A 15,830-nucleotide genomic window follows, 5' to 3' on the forward strand; every position below is an offset into this window, starting at 1 on the left:
TCGTGCTATCGCAGCAGGAGGAGGGCTGGCGTGCGCGTATGGTCCACCATCCAGTTCAGGGACACCTCTCCCGTTGCATTGGAGAGCGCCCCGTACTTGGCCGCGTTCGTGGCCAACTCATGGAGGGCCGGCAGAGCGCAAGCGCCTTTTTCGGCTCGAGATGGACCTTGCCGCCCTAGCGCATCGTGCGGAAAAGTGGACCCGGTTTTCGCTAGCGCGGCCCGCTGGGTCAGGTCCACACGATGCGCCCGTTGAAACTGAAGCATCGAATGGATCCCAAAAGTGCAAATTCACTTTTGGGTCCGATGCCTTAGCACCGGATGCGTCCATCTCCAAGGCCCTGATAGGGCTCGATCACGTTGCCGACCACATCGTGCAGGTCGGCGCCTTCCCAACGCTCACGGGCAAGCTCGTCGGGGGAGCGGGGGAGCGCGAACAGACGGTTCTCAATGGCCTGCCGGGCCTCGCGGCGCTTGCGACGTGCACAACGTCTGGCTGGCCGCGAGGCCAGCATGCGACGGACGGCCATCAGCGTGATATGCCGGGCTTTGTCCGGCCGATGGCGGATCACTCCCGCCATGGCTCCGCCAGCCGGGAGCCGTTCGGGCGCACCGTCAGGCGGAAGGCGACCTCCTCCCCGGTGAGGGGAAGTGTGGCCGGACCGCAGGTGACCTTGAAGACCGTCCCGCCGTCATTGGCTTCGACCTCTGCGATCCTCGTGGCTATGGGACAGGCAAACCCACCCTCCCTGACCCAGGAGGCGTATCGCTCCAGGACTTCAATGGACCAGACATCACTCTGGGCGAGGGAGGTGGCCGGAAGAAGCACTGCGACAACGAAGATAGCTACGCGCATGGGGACTGCCTCGAACTGCTGGCTCCAGCCCACCAGCCTCGACGGACGAACTTTGGCGCTAGGCTGAAACCGTTCCCCGCGTCGGCGGTTCACATCGTTAACGTATGTTATCCCAAGACGCTCCAAGCCGCCGCGCTGGGCATTCCAAGCGAGTACCCGAGGAGAGAGCCGATGTCCCACGACAATCCAGGCGACGTGCGCCTGCCCCATACCAACGACGTTCATCCGGACGTTGCTACCTTCATGATCGCACGGGCCTTTGCCGAGACCTACAGGGATGTGCTCGATGCACCGATCCCAAGGCTGCTCGTTGCGATCCTGCGGCAGATGGATGTCAGGGAGGTCGACGATGAGCGTCACGCACCCTGAGCCGTATGTGGCGTTGATCGTCGAGGACGATCCGGACGTGCGGGAGCTCGCCGCCGCCCTGCTGGAGGAAACCGAACTGGACGTGGTGGAGGTCGGGAACGCAGAGGCGGCTTTGGAGTGCCTGCGAGAGCGCGGGGGCGAGGTCGCGATGCTCTTTGCCGATGTTCACCTGCCGGGCTCGATGGATGGGGTCCAGCTCGCCAAGGCCGCATGCACGCTCTGGCCGACGATCCGGATCGTGCTACCTCGGGTGACCCGGGCGCCCAGGTCGATGCATTGCCGGAGTGTGTCACCTCCATGCCCAAGCCCTGGCGCGGCCTCGACGTGCTGGTCCAGGCGGCGAACGCCGATGTCGCCATGGCGGTGCTGGAGGCGCCTCCGAAGAGGTGAAGGTGTTGTTCACCGACGTGGATATTTCCGGCTCGATGGATGGCATGGCCTTGGCCGAGCAGGTGCACCGACGCTGGCCGCACGTGCTGCTGCTGATCTCCTCCGGCTACGCGAGGCCGCATCCCGACGAGATCCCGGACCACGGGCACTTCGTGCTGAAGCCCTGCATCGGAGCCACCCTCGTGCGGCACATTCACGAGATGATGCACGGACCGCGGTCGTGAGAGGATCGGACGCAAAGCTGTTGACCGCTCTTCCGCCGCAAGGGTGGGAGTGGTTCGGCGGAAGGGAACGGATTTCCCTGCGGGACAAGGCCATTGCCGACCTACGCGATGGCAGGTGTCCTGCCATCGGTGGCACGGGAACCCTCGTGGCGACCCCTCGTTGGCTCCCGTTCACCCGAGAGCAGCCATGAGCCACCCAACCACACCCGCGAGCCTGTACCCAAACACCGAGGAGCCTGTCCCTGTCCTTGAGGAAGCCGTGGCGACCAGCGCTGATTTCCTATCCGAGGAGGTGAGGAGGTCATCCCGCCGGTCGAGGAGACTGCCACCGTCGGCAAGCGGCAGGTCGTGACCGGGCGTGTACGCGTGCAGACGGTCACGGACACCATCGAAGAGATAGCGCAGGCGAACGTGCAGCGGGAGACCGCGGAGGTCACCCGCGTACCCGTCGACCGGGTGGTTGAGGCCGCCCCCGAGGTCAGGACCGAAGGCGACGTAACGATTGTTCCCGTCGTCGAGGAGGTTCTCGTGGTCGACAAGCGTCTCGTCCTCAAGGAGGAACTGCTCATCCGGCGCCGGGTTGAGACCGAGACTAGGGAGGTGCCAGTCACCTTGCGCAAGCAGCGCGCCATAGTAGAGCGGCTGGCTCCCGACACCGCAACCCCTGATCCAGAGAAGGAGATGCCCCAATGAGTTACGGAATGACGACAGGATCCGCAAGCCGACGGCTGGTGACAGCCTTCTTCGACAACCGCACCGACGCCGAGGAGGCCATCAGCCGTCTCCATGCCGCCGGCATTGCCCGTGACGGCATTCGCCTGACCGCGAGCGAGCAGGACGGCGGTACGTCCAGTGGCACGGGCACGCAGTCCTTCCCGGAGGCCAGCAACAGTCTTTGGGAATCGCTACGAGATCTCTTCCTGCCGGACGAGGATCGCCAGACCTATGCCGAGGGGCTGCGCCGCGGCGGCTACCTGGTGTCGGTGCATGCCAGTGACGCCGACTACGAAGGGGTGATCGACATTCTGGATGATGAGGGCACCATCGACATCGACGAGCGCTCCAGCTCGTGGCGCTCCGAGGGCTGGTCAGGATCGTCCATGTCGGGTCTGTCATTGGCTGAGACGGCCAATGTGACCACAGGCTCCTCTGCCACGGCGGGGACTGCTGCTGCGGCTACGGACGGTGGAGCTGGATTGGGTACGGCCTCAATGAACACAACGTCCGAGCGCACCACGAGCGATAGTGACGAGGTGATCCCGGTCGCCGAGGAGGAACTGCACGTCGGCAAGCGCGACGTGAGCCACGGCCGCGTCCGCTCCTATGTGGTGGAGCGTCCTGTCGAGGAGCAGGTGACCCTGCGCGAGGAGCGCGTGGCCGTGGAGCGTCGCCCGGTATCCGGCACGACGCAGGCCGGCACGCTTGGCGGCGACGCGTTCCAGGAGCGCACCATCGAGGTGGAGGAGCGCGGCGAAGAGGCCGTGGTCTCCAAAGAGGCCCGCATGGTCGAGGAGGTGGTCGTCCGCAAGGAAGCCGAGCAGCGCACCGAGACGATCTCCGACACGGTGCGCAAGACCGAGGTGGATGTCGAGGATGAGCGGGGCACCCGTGTCACCGGCGCCGGTAGGAACGACGTTAAGCCGTAGCCTTCAACCCGGCATTCCGGCGCCTCGCCTTCGCGGACCCGTCCCCGGAGGAGAGGCGAACATTCCCAAGCATGGTGAGTGCCTGCGCCATCCGGACCGGGTTGGACTTACTCGCCTGGAACGCGGCCGCCACGGCTTTGTTGCAGTAACCTGAGACGTGCATAACGAACCCAGTCTATCAGGTTACTCAGGCGGCAAGGCCGAAGAGCTGGTTCATAAGACGGATTTCGCCCGTCACACCAGACGCCGGCAACATATAATGACCACGCTGGATCACGCGTATGACCTCAAAGCCTCTGATCGTTGCAGAAGCTGTCTTCATCCTCCGAAAGCCGGGGGTTGGGGGGGTGACGCGCTTGATCGCGTCGTGATCCGCTTTGATGACATTGTTGAGATACTTTAAGGTCCTATGCTCGACATTCTGACAGCAGCCCTTCGCGTTGCAAGCGTCGAATGGCCTTTGGGTACGAGGCCAGTCCGTCAGTCGTGATCGATGAAAGAGGATAGTCACCCATCATCTTGAGGGCTTTGCGCAAGAAGCGATAAGCGGCTCGGGTGTTGCTGAAGCTGATCTCGCCGTTGAGGAGCTGACCTTCCCGGTAGCCGAAGGCTGCGGCCCCGAGTTCCGGTGCTAGAAACGAGAGATCACTCAGATCGGTATTCTGGTAGATGCCTTCGACACCATAAAACACATAGCGCAATGTGTCTGCTATGGCCGTTTCCACTTGGCTCATCCGGGCCATGCCTATGCCCGGTTCCGATCAGCACCGCCGATTCGCCGGATGGGCTGCGGCTCGCAGCATATTCCGGATCGGATTGCTTCAGAACAGCACCAGGATCTCTGGTAGGAGGAGCACACTTGCGGACATGCCTCTTAAGTACCGGGCGATTTCTAAACGCCGCCTTGTGGCACTCCTGAAACATAAGCGGTTTGTCCGCTTCAGCGTTCAAGGGCCGACGTTCGTCGAGCAGACGGAAGGTGAACCTGTGACCCTATGCGGACCTTCATGCTCAACCGGGAGAATGACGGTTCATCACACCGGCTAGTAATCCAGGAACGAGCGGTTCTGGTTGTCCGTATAGATGTCGTGGGGTTCGCCCTCGAGCCTGCCTGCGAGATAGAGCACGCTCGCAACGCTGCCGGTGCGCGTCTCGGGAAGAAGCTGGCGGGTGACAAACGGAAACACGCTGCGGATCGTCGCGTCGATGCTGCGACTGAAGCGATCGGCAAAGTCCGGCGAGGTGATGATGTTCATGACCACCTGACCGTCCGGCGTCACGGCCTGCCTGACGGCCGCAAAGGCCTCGCGGGTGATCAGGTCAGGCGGCAGGCTGATCCGGTTGGTGAAGGCATCGAGCACCACGACATCATAGGTCTGGGTGTTCCGGCGCAGGAAGGCCCGGGCGGATTCAGGCACGAAGATCTTGTTCGCGGACAAAGGCTGGCGAAGAAAGTGCTCCTCGCTCACCGCCCGCAAGGCCGGGTCGATATCGACATAGGTGTAGGCATGGAAGCGATCCTCCAAGCCGATGGTGAAGCCTCCGGCCCCGATCACTAGGACGCGCCGGGGGCGATCGGTGTCGAGCCTCCTGAGAACTTCCTTCTCGATGAACTTCAGGTAGGCGAAGCGGTGCTCCGGATGCTCCGCGATCTTGGAGGAGGGGCTGTTGTTGATGACCAGGAGGCGGCTGTTCTCGGCCGGATTGGGAACGATCCGCACCTCGCTATAGAGATTGTTGCTGACGATGCCATACGCCTTGACCGCCGCGGGACTGTTGATCGCAAGGATGTAGAGGCCGAGTGCACCCGCTGTGAGAACCAGCTTCCTGCGATCTTCGATCCGCCAGCCGATAAGACCCGCGAGCAGCACCAGGAGCCCAAGGGTGAGGGCTACCGTGATGTGGACGCCGAAGAAGGTCATGAACACGAGGGTCGACACCACCGAGCCTAGGAACGACCCTAGGGTGGACAGGAAGAGCATCAGGCCCGTGGAGCGGGGCAGACTGGCGCCTGTAGAGCAATAGGCGACCAGCGGTATGGTCTGTCCCAGGAGGTAAATCGGGTAGACCAAGAACAGAGAGGTGTGAACAGCGGCCTGGACCAGGCGGTGCGTCAGACCAATGTTGTCGAGGATCTGGAAGAAAGCCGCCAGGAAGGGATGGGACAACCCGAGGCTGAGAAGGAAAGCGGCAATCAGCAGGTTCCGGGTGAGCTGCCGGCGCACGCCCGCCTCATCGCCGGGAGCAAAGCTCGCCCGACCACCAGCCTCATAGCCGAGTGCCAAGGGGAGCAGCACCGCGGCAATCACGACGGCAACGGTGTCGGTGGCATTGCCCACAAAGGGAGTGAGCTGACGAATGGCGAGGAGTTCCACTGCGAGAACAGCGTAGCCCTCAATCGCAATAGCACTCAGGAGCAGCGGAGAGGGAAACATCAGGTTTTAGTAGCCTTTGATCGGGGGAACGATAAGCGTTGCTGTGGCATTGCTACATAGCTTCATCAACACGCACAGGAATGGCAACAACCATGTTCGACACTCTGCCGTCTGTCTTGCTCACACTCTTTCTGGCCGCGTGTGTGCTCTGGCTGATCTGGCAGGCTTTCCGCCGCCTCTTCTCTCCCCGGAAGAGACGGGTGGTGGAGCCGTCTCTTGCTGATGAGCCCGGCAACAGCCGTATCGAACCGGCTGTTAGCCGGACGGACGCTGCGGTGTCGACCATTCCGGACGCAGCCGATGTTCTTGCTCTCAAGGCAGCCATCGATAACCTGGCACGGCAGGTTTCTGCTCTGGAGCAGCGTCTCGCGGCCGGTCAGCCAAGCCTCCCACGTCAACCTACGCCGAGGGATAGAAGCGTCGACCATAGCCCTGTGATCCCTCCCATCTCGCCCGACCATCGGATATGACGCGGGATTACGGCAGGCTGGCCCATATCTGCACGTCGCCTATTCATCATTGCAGTGCGTGCAGATCAGTCTTGCGCCAGTCGAGGAGACCAAGCACTGTCATGAACCTATAGACGTTCTAGCTTGTGCACAAGGAAGCTCAACTGCCAAGCTGATCACGGGTGCCGGAAGCGATCTTGAAGGTATGAATCATCACAACGCCGCAGCGGCTCGGCCTGCCGTGAAGCCTAGCCTTATTGCGTTGCTCATCGCTGTCTCAGCCGTGAGCCCGCTGGGCATCAATATGTACCTGCCCTCGATGCCCGGGATGGCACGGGCGCTCGGTGTCGATTTCACCACCATCCAGCTGACCCTGTCGCTCTATCTTGGTGCAATGGCTTTGGGACAGCTGATCATCGGTCCGCTATCCGATCGGTTCGGACGCCGGCCCGTGCTTTTGATCGGGCTTCTAACATTCGTGGCGGGCTCCGTCCTGTGCTTGCTGGCTCAGAGCATTGGCGTACTGATCTTCGGCCGCATCGTACAGGCCATCGGAGGCTGTGCCGGGATCACGCTCAGCCGTGCAATCGTGCGTGATCTCTATGGGCGCGATCAAGTGGCGAGCATGATCGCCTATGTCACTATGGGCATGGCGGTCGCTCCCATGGTCGCACCGACTATCGGCGGCCTGCTCGAGACGTTCTTCGGATGGCGCGCCTCGTTCGCTTTTCTGATCGGCTTCGGTGGGCTCGCCCTCGTGTTTGCGTATGGGCAGCTGAGCGAGACCAACCACAAACGCGCCTCAGGAGAGACTGCTCGCGAACTCCTGCAGGGCTACAGGAGCCTCTTTCGCTCGCGCCAGTTTTGGGGCTACACCCTGGTGACCAGCTTCGTGTCAGCCATGTTCTTCGCCTTTCTGGCGGGCGCCCCCTATGTGATGATTGAGCTGTTGAAGCGCAGTCCAGCGGAGTACGGGTTCTATTTTGCCATGGTGCCGTGCGGCTACATCCTGGGCAACTTCGTCACGGGCCGCATCGCCGGCGCTATGGGGCCAAACCGGATGATCTTGGCAGGCACGCTCCTGTCTCTCGCCAGCATCGCGTCCATGGCCGCTCTGATCGCTTCAGGCGTCTTCGTGCCGGTTGCACTGTTCGGGCCAATGCTCTTCATCGGTGTGGCGAACGGGCTGGTGCTGCCGAGTGGCATTGCAGGTGCTGTGAGCGTGAGGCCGGATCTCGCAGGAGCCGCCTCTGGCCTGTCGGGCAGCTTCCAAATCGGGTTTGGTGCGCTTGTTGCCCCCATCGTTGGCGCGGCCCTCAGTTCAACCGTCTGGCCACTGATCGTGATCATGGCAATCTGCTCATTGCTGGCGATTGTCTCGCTCGTCTTGGTTGCAGGCCAGCGCATGCCTGTGGCAGGCGGCTAGACTAGTGCAGATCGCGTATAGCGCCTCGTCAGAGAGGTCCGGGTTTGGCACGGAGCCGAAGTAGACGGTATGTCCCATCGAGACGAGAATACGTGCTTCAGCTCCCGCTGGCACCCTGCAATGCCCGCCCAAAGCAGCAGGCGGTAGGCATCAAACGTGTTGTAGATCCGGCTCTCGTCCGACATGTTGAATGTGAAGCCAATCTCGGCGCAGCGCGCTCGGATCATCGCGCGACTGGCGGCCGGCTGCACTGCCGTGGATCCGTACTTCTCCACAGTATGCCCCACCAAGTTCTGGCCGGCTGCGGGTATTCCGGGATTGAGCTCAGACGGCTGGAAGATGATGTCGGCTTCTACCGCCTCCGCGGCATTGGCCAGCGCCTGCTCAAACCTCTGCAGGCCGATGACGCACCACGGGCAGGCCACGTCGGAGACGAAGTCGATCTTCAGGTGCTGGGTCATGGTGCCACTTGTCGTCGTTCGTGGAAATGGTGGGGTCGCGGGAAGGCTGACTTACCATAATGTCGATATATCTAGGTGAGTAACCCTCAAGGCGCTTGTTCACTTTCCGGGGATCCCTGCCGTGGGTTCGCGCCACCGGATGCGAGAGCGAGACGTTGCATCTACGAGGATTGGTACACAAGGTCTCATCGTGCGTTACATCCATCCAGCAGCGGGGATCGTCGACTCAGGATGCACCCCGCGGATGCCAGGAGCAGCAGGAATGACTGATTCATCCGATTACGTGCCGCCGAAGGTCTGGACCTGGAACAAGGGTAGCGGCGGGAGCCCCGTCACAAGCCTCAACCGCCCGACGGCCGGAGCCACGCAAGAGAAGGAACTGCCTGTCGGCCGCCACCCCTTGCAGCTCTACTCGCTGGGGACGCCCAACGGCCAGAAGGTCACGATCCTACTGGAGGAGTTGCTGGCGCAGGGCCATTCCGGCGCAGAGTACGATGCGTGGCTGATCAGGATCGGTGAGGGCGACCAGTTCGGTAGTGGCTTCGTGGCGGTCAACCCGAACTCCAAAATTCCTGCCCTGGTGGACCGCTCTGGTCCGGACCCGATCCCGGTCTTCGAGTCCGGTGCGATCCTGATGTACCTGGCGCAGAAGTTTGGGGCCTTCCTGCCGAGCGAGAACGGGCTGCGGGCCGAATGCCTGTCCTGGCTGTTCTGGCAAATGGGGACCGCGCCCTATCTCGGCGGAGGCTTCGGCCATTTTTATGCCTATGCGCCAGTGAAGATCGCGTATGCGATCGATCGGTTTGCGATGGAGACGAAGCGGCTTCTCGACGTGCTCGACCAACGGCTTGCGGACAACGAATACGTGGCGGGGTCTGAGTACACGATCGCCGACATGGCAATCTGGCCGTGGTATGGCGGTCTGGTTCAGGGGCGGCTGTACGAGGCGGGCGAGTTCCTGTCCGTGCAGGAGTACAGGCACGTCTGGCGCTGGGCCGATGCGATCGGCGGCCGTCCCGCTGTCAAGCGTGGGCGGATCGTGAACCGCACCTCAGGCGAACCGTCCGAGCAGTTGCACGAGCGCCATGATGCCAGCGACTTTGATACAATGACCCAGGACAAGGTGGCCGCCCGGGAGTAGCGGCCCACCAAACACGAGCGAACGTCCCAAATGAGGATGGCCGCGGACGCCACGTGCTGGAGGAGGACCATGCGTTGCGACGTGGTCTTCTCGGACGTCGTGGTGCTGGGATGAGCAGAGTTATGCAGTTAAGGATGTTTGCAGGATTGCGTATCGCTGCGTCAGAGGGGCCGCTTACACTCGCCTGAGCCTTTCGGAGGGGATGGTATGAAGAGGTTGGTCACGGTCACCGGTCCTGTAGCAGCCGCTCAGATGGACGGGTATCTCATTGAGGAGCGCCTCCTCGATCACATCATGATCCAGGTGATCGACAACGGCGACGGAAACCTAGACATCACCTTTCATGAAAGAGACCGACGTTACCTGTCGCAGTTCTCTGCCGAGCAACTGGCCGAATGGCTGCAGGAAGCGATGCTCCATGTCGAAGCGGCATGTCCGCTGGAGACACACGATGGCAAAGCCGCCTGGATCGCTGACCAAATACCACCAAAAGCTAGAGCGTCTATCACGGCCATGCGCCCAGCACGGCAGGAGCACGATCTTCCGGCTGGCCTGGAGTTCTTGAGGCGGACCTAATTCGCCTCGGCTCATTTGTGCGAACGAACCGAAGGGCCACGCTGTCATTGTTATGGTTGAGGACAATCACTCCTCAGCACGGCCGGCTTGCGGCCCCAGCAGATGAGAGAATGACAATGGCTCGAACCAAAAAGGACGACACTACCCAACCCGGCAGAAGCCGGAAAACGCCGGAGCGGTCCACGACGAAATCCGCCTCCCGGTCGGCCACGAAAAAGAAAGCGGGCGCTTCCAAGCGTGCTCAGCCCAAGGCAATGGCTAGCTCCCGATCAGCGACCAAGTCCCAGGCTGTTGTCACAAAGGCCCGCTCCCCCGCAGGATCGCGCACAGCAGCACGCTCGACCTCCAGCCCGTCGAGGTCACGTTCCACGACCCAGGCCCGCTCCGCATCCCGCTCACAGGGCAGCCTGCTGAACCCGATGGCTTGGCTCTCAACCCTGGAGACAACGCTCACCTCCCCACAGGCACGGGCTGTGATGGCAGAGGCCCTCAGGTCCGTCGCGAACATACTGGAGAAGCCGCAGGGCAGGGAGCAGAGCCAAAGTGGCGAAACACAAGAAGGCCGAAATGCCGTGGCGGCTGCCGGCAGCCTCGGCGCCGAGATCGTTGCTGCTCCGCTGGAGGTCGCAGCAGCGGCCATTGGCGCCGCAGGTGAGGTGGTGACCAGCGCCCTTGGCGGATCTCCAGGCAGAAACGGTGGCAGTGGCGCCAGCCGGAAAGGCGGCAGGCGGTCCTCCTCGCGGAAGGATTCATCGGCAGCCGGTGATTAGCCGATCAGATGATCGATCGGGCGGCTCTGCATCACGAAGGGCGTGAAAAGGCCGCCTCGTTGGAGGCGGCCTTCGCACCATCGGGAGATCGAGACGTTATCAGGCCGCCTCGGCGACGGGCGCCGGCCCGGCCACATCCATGGCGCGCATGTAGACGTCGAGCAGGCTGTCGTGCTCGTCGCGCTCGTCCTGATCTTGCTTGCGCAGCTTGATAATCTCCTTGAGGATCTTCACGTCGAAGCCCTCACCCTTGGCCTCGGAGAAGACCTCCTTCTTGGCCTCGTTCAGGTCCTTGATCTCGTTCTCGATCTGCTCGATGCGCTCCACGAACGAGCGGATCCGATTGCCCGGAATTCCAACGACGTCACTCATGGTCTCTCCTTTGCCGTATGTGGATGGGCACTATCGGGCAGGGGAGTAAGCACCCCGTTAATCCGGACCTTCAGTCACAGAGGAACTGCCCTGTCGAGACCATACTTCATTTGGGTGCACCGGTGACGCGGGTAGGGACGGATGTCAGGCACGTTTCATGACGTGACGAGCTGGTCATGAGGCTGCCCTGAACCTCTCCAAGGCTGTAATCCGCTGCGTAAACGGCTCCACGTCCCGGCGGTAGATCTCCTGCCGCAGGAACTTCATCTCTGCCTCGTACGCATCCTCGGCAATCTCGATGAACCATGATTTCGGCTGGCCGTTCGTGCCATCGTTCCAACGGTAACCACGCTTCTTCAGCGTGTCCTTCATGTCGAAGGGCGAGCCTTCCGCCCAGATCCGTAGCAGGGCCCTCCGGGCTGAGGCCAGCAGATGGGTCATGGCACAAGCCGTAGCCCCGCACAGCGGAGCCGCCAGGACTTCCAGCAGGGCATGGCAGTCCTCGACCGCCCGGTGGCCCTGGTGGAACCACCCGCACTGAGACAGCAGGTAGCCGAGCTTCGAGCCCTCGAAGCCATACTCCGACCAGGATATCTCCGCATGGGAGCAGGCCCAGGCCTTCGGCGAAAAGCCATGGGTCAAGCGTTCACAGAAGGGCCGGTCGAAGCGGGCGTTGTGGGCGATCACCAAGTGAGCGGGCTGAATGAACGCCTCAACTGCATCCAAGTCAATCGTATGACCCTTCACCATCTCGGGCGTGATGCCGGTCAGACGCGTGATCTCAGGTGTGATCGGGACCGTCGGCTCCCGCAAGGCATTGTAGGTTCCGATGACATCGCCGATGCGGCCGTCCTCGCTATACGAGAACGCCACCATCCCGATCTCGATGACCTCATCCCAGGTTTGATCGAGACCGGTGGTTTCGGTATCCACAATGACGGCGATCTTCTCGTCCTGGCGAGGTGTGCGGGAGACGACAATGGGGCGTGGTGTCAATCGGCGCAGCACGCGGTAGTCGCCCGTGGCCTCCAGCATCCGGGCGGCGGTCTCATAGTCGGGAGCTTCAAACGACCCCCTGTGTTGCCTGGCTTTGACGACAATCTCATCGGCCGGATTGGTCTCGATGGGACCCGGCGGTGCGCCGTAGTCCAAGAAAAGATCAGCCTGGCCTCGCATTCCCACACCTTCCGCCTGTTGTAACAGGCTCGTGCTGAGCCCGGCGGGGCAGACTAGCGAGGTGCAGGTCGCCAGATCGTTAATGCGCAGGGTGTGGCAGTTGTCCTTTGAGGGGCTCTCGACTATCAAACAGTTCTCACATCTGGGATAGACCTCGGATGGCCTCGCGGCGGAGTGTTTACGCAGAGGACTGCAAAACCTTGCACCCCGGTTCGATTTCGGGTGGGGCCTTCATCCTTCGGACAAGGAGCCGATAAGTCGGCGTTTTGCGGAGGACGTGAGATGAGAACAAAGGTATCCGGCTCACCTCAACCTTGTTTCCCACTTCTGACGTCAGCATGTAGACCCTGTTGAAGTAGAGCTTCGCAAAGAGAGAAAATGAAACCGAATTATTCGTCCTATCCAGGGGGCAAATTGATCCGAATGCCTCGCTGGGCGGCCGCCTTGCTTCTGATTGCTGCCGTTTTGCTGGGTCTCATACTGATCATCCTGGCCGCTGGACTTGCACTGATCATCATTCCTGCCGCTTTCAGCTTAGGCATGATTTTACGGCAGCGACTTCGCCGCACCACGGGAAAGGCGCCTCGACAGGGAGACATTATCGACGTTGAGTGCGGCATTGTAGACCGGAAGCGGTAAGCGTATCTTCTTGATCGAATGGGGGGTGGTGTTATCAAAGGCCGAGTAGGGGGATCTTGGAGTTGACCCAGTCGGATTTGCCCTCCGGCTCTTGTTTTCTGAGGCACCCATTACGATTTCACGTGGTCCTTGTGGTGAGCCCGGACCATGACAACTAATTTCCCCTTCGACAACACCTACGCGCGCCTGCCTGATCGGTTCTATGCGCGCGTAGAACCCGAAGCCGTCTCGACTCCAAGGCTCATCCGGCTGAACCGGGATCTCGCGTTACACCTCGGCCTTGACCCTGATCGCCTCTCCAGTCCTGACGGAGTTGAACTTCTGTCCGGCAACCGCGTTCCAGATGCAGCCGAGCCCATTGCTATGGCTTATGCCGGCCACCAGTTCGGGAACTTCGTGCCGCAACTCGGTGACGGCCGGGCCATCCTCCTCGGCGAAGTGGTTGATCGGGGCGGCATCCGTCGGGACATTCAACTCAAGGGCTCAGGGCCGACGCCGTTCTCACGCCGCGGCGATGGGCGAGCGGCGTTAGGGCCTGTTCTGCGTGAGTATCTCCTCAGCGAGGCAATGGCCGCGCTTGGCTTGCCGACAACACGTGCGCTTGCCGCGGTGTTGACCGGGGAGACCGTTGTCCGGGAAACGCCACTTCCCGGCGCCGTTCTCACCCGAGTGGCTTCGAGCCATATTCGGGTCGGCACGTTCCAGTTCTTCGCAGCCCGGCAGGATGTGGAGGGGCTGCGGCTTCTCGCGGATTATGTCATCGGCCGGCACTACCGACAGGCCGCCGAGAGCGACAGACCGTATCACGCGCTCCTGGATCAGGTGATCGCCGCACAGGCAGACCTCATTGCCCGCTGGTTGCACATCGGCTTCATCCACGGGGTGATGAACACCGACAACATGTCCATCGCCGGCGAGACGATCGATTATGGCCCGTGCGCCTTCATGGATGCCTACGATCCGGCGACAGTCTTCAGCTCGATCGATCGGCAGGGCCGCTATGCCTATGGCAACCAGCCGCGCATCGGCCTCTGGAACCTGACGCGGCTGGCCGAGGCGCTTCTGCCGCTCCTGTCCGAGGACGAGGAGAAGGCCATAGCTGAAGCGAGCGAGGCGCTCGAAGCCTTCGCGGGCAAGTTCGAGGCGGCCTATCATGCGGGGCTCAGGCGCAAGCTCGGGCTGCTGACGGAGCGCGAAGACGACCCGACGCTCGCCGGGGATCTTCTGAAGGCCATGGCCGAGAACCAGGCCGACTTCACCCTGACCTTCCGGCGCTTAAGCGATGCCGCTGCCGCATCCGAAGCGGACGAGGCCGTCCGAAACCTCTTCATCAATCCGCTTGCTTACGATGCCTGGGCTGCCCGCTGGCGAGAGCGGTTGAGCCTTGAGCCACAGGATGGTGCAAGCCGCAAAGCTGCCATGCGCGCCGTCAATCCAGCTTTTATCCCGCGCAATCATCGCGTGGAGGCGATGATACAAGCTGCAGTGGAACGGAACGACTTTGCTCCTTTCGAGGAGCTTCTGATGGTTCTCTCGCACCCTTATACGGATCAGCCAGCTTTCGCCCATTATTCTGAGCCACCGGAACCACACCAGCGCGTCCATCGGACATTCTGCGGGACGTAAGGCGGGAAGGCCGCCTCATCAGCTTCGCGCCTAAGCCGCTTGGCACATCTAATGCTGCTCTTTCAGCGTCCGACGAGGAACTCCTTGGACATCAATGGCCCTCGACGGCTTTTACCTCCGCCCAGCGGCCATTTTGCTGGCTGGACGCAGGAACGGCGGCACCCGTAAAAGGTCAGCTCGCAGGGGTAGCCAAATGTCGGACATATGTTGGCGTGCTTCGTCGTCCATCTCAGCCTTGAAGCTATGCCGCTCCTTCAGCGTGGCAGCGGCCTGTGCTGCCGGGCGAGCGCTGATCTCATCAAAAAGACGCTTGAGGTTAGAGAGGTATTTCCAGGCGTTCTCACTCAGGATGAACGGCACCATGCGTGCCCAGCCCCACAGGGCCATGTCCACGATGGTGTAAGTCTCGCCCACCATGTATCGCTGCCTGGCCAGATGTGCATCAATGATGCCGTAATGCCGCTTCGCTTCGTACAGATAACGATTGCCGGTATAGTCCTTGGGCTCAGGCTCAAAGTGCTTGAAATGCACAGCTTGACCTGAGAACGTGCGATGCCTGTTGCAATGAACATCAGCCAAACGAGAAGCTCATCATGCGCGACCGGTGTGCTGGCGGGCAGGAACTGTCCGGTCCTCCCCAAGATAGAGCAGGATCGCGTTTGAGTCGAAGACCCTTGCTCCGCTATCCTGATCGATGATTCAGGCACCTTGCCATTCGGATTGATGGTTAGAAAGTCCGGCTGGTGCTGCTCGCCTTTGCATGTATCTACGGGCTTGAGCTCATACGGAAGGCTCATCTCCTCCAAGCACAGAGCAGCCTTCAACAGGTTTGGTACAAGGTTGCAGTAGAATGTGATAAAAGGGGTGCTCCAACAGCAGGGGTGACGTCGGCGAGGTTCTGACGGAGGCCGCTACGGTAGGTAGTACAATCGAAGCGCGACCCGTGAGGGACCGTCAGGCAGGCTTCTAGTGAGGTGAGAGGACGTGGATCATTCGGGACTCGATCATGTCAGCCGTCCTCTCGGCATAGGCTTTCATGTGCGGAGACGCGGCATGGGCGTTGAGTGCTCCAGGGCTCGCCCATTTCTCGACCACGACGAAAGTGTCTGGCCCGAGCTCGGTCTGAAAGGGGCCGAATGCTGGAAGATCGACAACAGGAACGTACTCAATACAACCCTCTTCGGCATGCACCGCCGGCATGTTGGCGCGGAACTCTCGGAGCACGCTTTCGCGCATACCGGGCTTTGCAGTGATATAGGCTAGAACGTGCAGCAT

General features: G+C 61.5%; 20 protein-coding genes and 2 pseudogenes. 11 read left to right on the forward strand and 11 right to left on the reverse strand.

Annotation, left to right across the window (positions count from 1 at the left end; translation table 11 throughout):
- Nucleotides 1-5: 5 nt before the first annotated feature.
- From MA07_RS30240 to MA07_RS20670, 3 genes are read right to left on the reverse strand one after another with little or no spacing between them, the layout of a single operon-like run.
- Nucleotides 6-266, reverse strand: coding sequence for a sensor histidine kinase (locus tag MA07_RS30240; RefSeq protein WP_036356146.1), 261 nt, complete (start codon nt 264-266; stop codon nt 6-8).
- A gap of 44 nt (nt 267-310) precedes the next feature.
- Complete coding sequence (locus tag MA07_RS20665) at nt 311-580, reverse strand: HWE histidine kinase domain-containing protein (protein ID WP_036356149.1); 270 nt, start codon at nt 578-580, stop codon at nt 311-313.
- Nucleotides 568-855, reverse strand: coding sequence for a hypothetical protein (locus tag MA07_RS20670; protein WP_152568956.1), 288 nt, complete (start codon nt 853-855; stop codon nt 568-570). The genes MA07_RS20665 and MA07_RS20670 overlap by 13 nt, the downstream gene beginning before the upstream one ends.
- A gap of 171 nt (nt 856-1,026) precedes the next feature.
- Between MA07_RS20670 and MA07_RS29755 the strand changes: the two genes are divergently transcribed.
- The 6 genes and pseudogenes from MA07_RS29755 to MA07_RS20695 all read left to right on the forward strand — a co-directional run bounded on the left by MA07_RS29755 (nt 1,027) and on the right by MA07_RS20695 (nt 3,484).
- The gene (locus MA07_RS29755; RefSeq protein WP_036356154.1) at nt 1,027-1,224 is read left to right on the forward strand and encodes a hypothetical protein; all 198 of its coding nucleotides are present in this window, start codon (nt 1,027-1,029) and stop codon (nt 1,222-1,224) included.
- Nucleotides 1,205-1,408, forward strand: a pseudogene (locus MA07_RS30975) (response regulator); the annotation flags it as partial. The gene MA07_RS29755 and the pseudogene MA07_RS30975, both read left to right, overlap by 20 nt.
- Before the next feature lie 26 nt (nt 1,409-1,434).
- Entirely contained in the window at nt 1,435-1,614 is a 180-nt protein-coding gene (locus tag MA07_RS30980; RefSeq protein WP_244445324.1) for a hypothetical protein, read from the forward strand.
- 2 nt (nt 1,615-1,616) lie between these two features.
- Nucleotides 1,617-1,838 (forward strand): hypothetical protein, encoded by a 222-nt coding sequence (locus MA07_RS20685; protein WP_152568957.1) that lies wholly within the window; start codon nt 1,617-1,619, stop codon nt 1,836-1,838.
- Between the two features lie 348 nt (nt 1,839-2,186).
- Nucleotides 2,187-2,531: a DUF2382 domain-containing protein gene (locus MA07_RS20690; RefSeq protein ID WP_244445315.1), complete on the forward strand. Its 345-nt coding sequence runs from the start codon at nt 2,187-2,189 to the stop codon at nt 2,529-2,531.
- Between the two features lie 8 nt (nt 2,532-2,539).
- Nucleotides 2,540-3,484, forward strand: a complete 945-nt coding sequence (locus MA07_RS20695; protein WP_036356160.1) for a YsnF/AvaK domain-containing protein — start codon at nt 2,540-2,542, stop codon at nt 3,482-3,484.
- Between the two features lie 407 nt (nt 3,485-3,891).
- On the opposite strand, the gene MA07_RS29760 is transcribed toward MA07_RS20695, so the two are convergent.
- Together MA07_RS29760 and MA07_RS20705 are read right to left on the reverse strand one after the other, a co-directional pair.
- Nucleotides 3,892-4,227 (reverse strand): DDE-type integrase/transposase/recombinase, encoded by a 336-nt coding sequence (locus MA07_RS29760; RefSeq protein ID WP_152568959.1) that lies wholly within the window; start codon nt 4,225-4,227, stop codon nt 3,892-3,894.
- A gap of 300 nt (nt 4,228-4,527) precedes the next feature.
- Entirely contained in the window at nt 4,528-5,919 is a 1,392-nt protein-coding gene (locus MA07_RS20705) for a fused MFS/spermidine synthase (RefSeq protein ID WP_036356166.1), read from the reverse strand.
- 654 nt (nt 5,920-6,573) lie between these two features.
- Here MA07_RS20705 and MA07_RS20715 point away from each other — a divergent pair.
- Nucleotides 6,574-7,794 (forward strand): multidrug effflux MFS transporter, encoded by a 1,221-nt coding sequence (locus MA07_RS20715; RefSeq protein WP_052003386.1) that lies wholly within the window; start codon nt 6,574-6,576, stop codon nt 7,792-7,794.
- Here MA07_RS20715 and MA07_RS20720 read toward each other — a convergent pair.
- Nucleotides 7,791-8,255 (reverse strand): DsbA family protein, encoded by a 465-nt coding sequence (locus tag MA07_RS20720; RefSeq protein ID WP_052003387.1) that lies wholly within the window; start codon nt 8,253-8,255, stop codon nt 7,791-7,793. The two genes, MA07_RS20715 and MA07_RS20720, sit on opposite strands and share 4 nt — an antisense overlap.
- Before the next feature lie 262 nt (nt 8,256-8,517).
- Here MA07_RS20720 and yghU point away from each other — a divergent pair, with 262 nt between their 5' ends.
- On the forward strand, nt 8,518-9,396 hold the full coding sequence (yghU, locus tag MA07_RS20725; RefSeq protein ID WP_036356173.1) for a glutathione-dependent disulfide-bond oxidoreductase: 879 nt from the start codon (nt 8,518-8,520) through the stop codon (nt 9,394-9,396).
- A gap of 252 nt (nt 9,397-9,648) precedes the next feature.
- On the forward strand, nt 9,649-9,972 hold the full coding sequence (locus tag MA07_RS20730) for a hypothetical protein (protein WP_152568960.1): 324 nt from the start codon (nt 9,649-9,651) through the stop codon (nt 9,970-9,972).
- Nucleotides 9,973-10,213: 241 nt separating this feature from the next.
- Here MA07_RS20730 and MA07_RS20735 read toward each other — a convergent pair whose 3' ends face one another.
- The 3 genes from MA07_RS20735 to MA07_RS20750 all read right to left on the reverse strand — a co-directional run bounded on the left by MA07_RS20735 (nt 10,214) and on the right by MA07_RS20750 (nt 12,266).
- Nucleotides 10,214-10,426 carry a hypothetical protein gene (locus tag MA07_RS20735; RefSeq protein ID WP_036356179.1) on the reverse strand — a complete coding sequence of 71 codons (213 nt, stop codon included), beginning with the start codon at nt 10,424-10,426 and terminating at the stop codon, nt 10,214-10,216.
- A 415-nt stretch (nt 10,427-10,841) separates the two neighbouring features.
- A complete protein-coding gene (locus MA07_RS20745; RefSeq protein ID WP_036356185.1) occupies nt 10,842-11,114 on the reverse strand; it encodes a DUF2312 domain-containing protein in 273 nt (90 codons plus the stop codon).
- A 174-nt stretch (nt 11,115-11,288) separates the two neighbouring features.
- On the reverse strand, nt 11,289-12,266 hold the full coding sequence (locus MA07_RS20750) for a 3'-5' exonuclease (RefSeq protein WP_244445316.1): 978 nt from the start codon (nt 12,264-12,266) through the stop codon (nt 11,289-11,291).
- 402 nt (nt 12,267-12,668) lie between these two features.
- Here MA07_RS20750 and MA07_RS20755 point away from each other — a divergent pair, with 402 nt between their 5' ends.
- Complete coding sequence (locus tag MA07_RS20755; RefSeq protein ID WP_152568961.1) at nt 12,669-12,929, forward strand: hypothetical protein; 261 nt, start codon at nt 12,669-12,671, stop codon at nt 12,927-12,929.
- A gap of 147 nt (nt 12,930-13,076) precedes the next feature.
- Nucleotides 13,077-14,555: a protein adenylyltransferase SelO gene (locus tag MA07_RS20760; protein ID WP_036356194.1), complete on the forward strand. Its 1,479-nt coding sequence runs from the start codon at nt 13,077-13,079 to the stop codon at nt 14,553-14,555.
- A 172-nt stretch (nt 14,556-14,727) separates the two neighbouring features.
- Here the strand turns inward: MA07_RS20760 and MA07_RS20765 are convergent.
- Both MA07_RS20765 and MA07_RS20770 read right to left on the reverse strand, forming a co-directional pair.
- Nucleotides 14,728-15,352 (reverse strand): annotated as a pseudogene (locus MA07_RS20765) (glutathione binding-like protein).
- A gap of 169 nt (nt 15,353-15,521) precedes the next feature.
- Nucleotides 15,522-15,830 carry a putative quinol monooxygenase gene (locus MA07_RS20770; RefSeq protein WP_036356198.1) on the reverse strand — a complete coding sequence of 103 codons (309 nt, stop codon included), beginning with the start codon at nt 15,828-15,830 and terminating at the stop codon, nt 15,522-15,524.

The sequence above is a fragment of the Microvirga sp. BSC39 genome (genome assembly GCF_000739015.1).
GTDB lineage: Bacteria > Pseudomonadota > Alphaproteobacteria > Rhizobiales > Beijerinckiaceae > Microvirga.

Bases quoted from the DNA above. Each gene is read 5' to 3' on its own strand.
- MA07_RS30240 (WP_036356146.1), bottom strand. From the start codon at position 266: ATGCTTCAGTTTCAACGGGCGCATCGTGTGGACCTGACCCAGCGGGCC.
- MA07_RS20730 (WP_152568960.1), top strand. From the start codon at position 9,649: ATGGACGGGTATCTCATTGAGGAGCGCCTCCTCGATCACATCATGATC.
- MA07_RS20705 (WP_036356166.1), bottom strand. From the start codon at position 5,919: ATGTTTCCCTCTCCGCTGCTCCTGAGTGCTATTGCGATTGAGGGCTAC.
- MA07_RS20770 (WP_036356198.1), bottom strand. From the start codon at position 15,830: ATGCTGCACGTTCTAGCCTATATCACTGCAAAGCCCGGTATGCGCGAA.
- MA07_RS29755 (WP_036356154.1), top strand. From the start codon at position 1,027: ATGTCCCACGACAATCCAGGCGACGTGCGCCTGCCCCATACCAACGAC.
- MA07_RS20755 (WP_152568961.1), top strand. From the start codon at position 12,669: ATGAAACCGAATTATTCGTCCTATCCAGGGGGCAAATTGATCCGAATG.
- MA07_RS20665 (WP_036356149.1), bottom strand. From the start codon at position 580: ATGGCGGGAGTGATCCGCCATCGGCCGGACAAAGCCCGGCATATCACG.
- MA07_RS20745 (WP_036356185.1), bottom strand. From the start codon at position 11,114: ATGAGTGACGTCGTTGGAATTCCGGGCAATCGGATCCGCTCGTTCGTG.
- yghU (WP_036356173.1), top strand. From the start codon at position 8,518: ATGACTGATTCATCCGATTACGTGCCGCCGAAGGTCTGGACCTGGAAC.
- MA07_RS20715 (WP_052003386.1), top strand. From the start codon at position 6,574: ATGAATCATCACAACGCCGCAGCGGCTCGGCCTGCCGTGAAGCCTAGC.
- MA07_RS30980 (WP_244445324.1), top strand. From the start codon at position 1,435: ATGCACGCTCTGGCCGACGATCCGGATCGTGCTACCTCGGGTGACCCG.
- MA07_RS20760 (WP_036356194.1), top strand. From the start codon at position 13,077: ATGACAACTAATTTCCCCTTCGACAACACCTACGCGCGCCTGCCTGAT.
- MA07_RS20720 (WP_052003387.1), bottom strand. From the start codon at position 8,255: ATGACCCAGCACCTGAAGATCGACTTCGTCTCCGACGTGGCCTGCCCG.
- MA07_RS20695 (WP_036356160.1), top strand. From the start codon at position 2,540: ATGACGACAGGATCCGCAAGCCGACGGCTGGTGACAGCCTTCTTCGAC.
- MA07_RS29760 (WP_152568959.1), bottom strand. From the start codon at position 4,227: ATGGCCCGGATGAGCCAAGTGGAAACGGCCATAGCAGACACATTGCGC.
- MA07_RS20670 (WP_152568956.1), bottom strand. From the start codon at position 855: ATGCGCGTAGCTATCTTCGTTGTCGCAGTGCTTCTTCCGGCCACCTCC.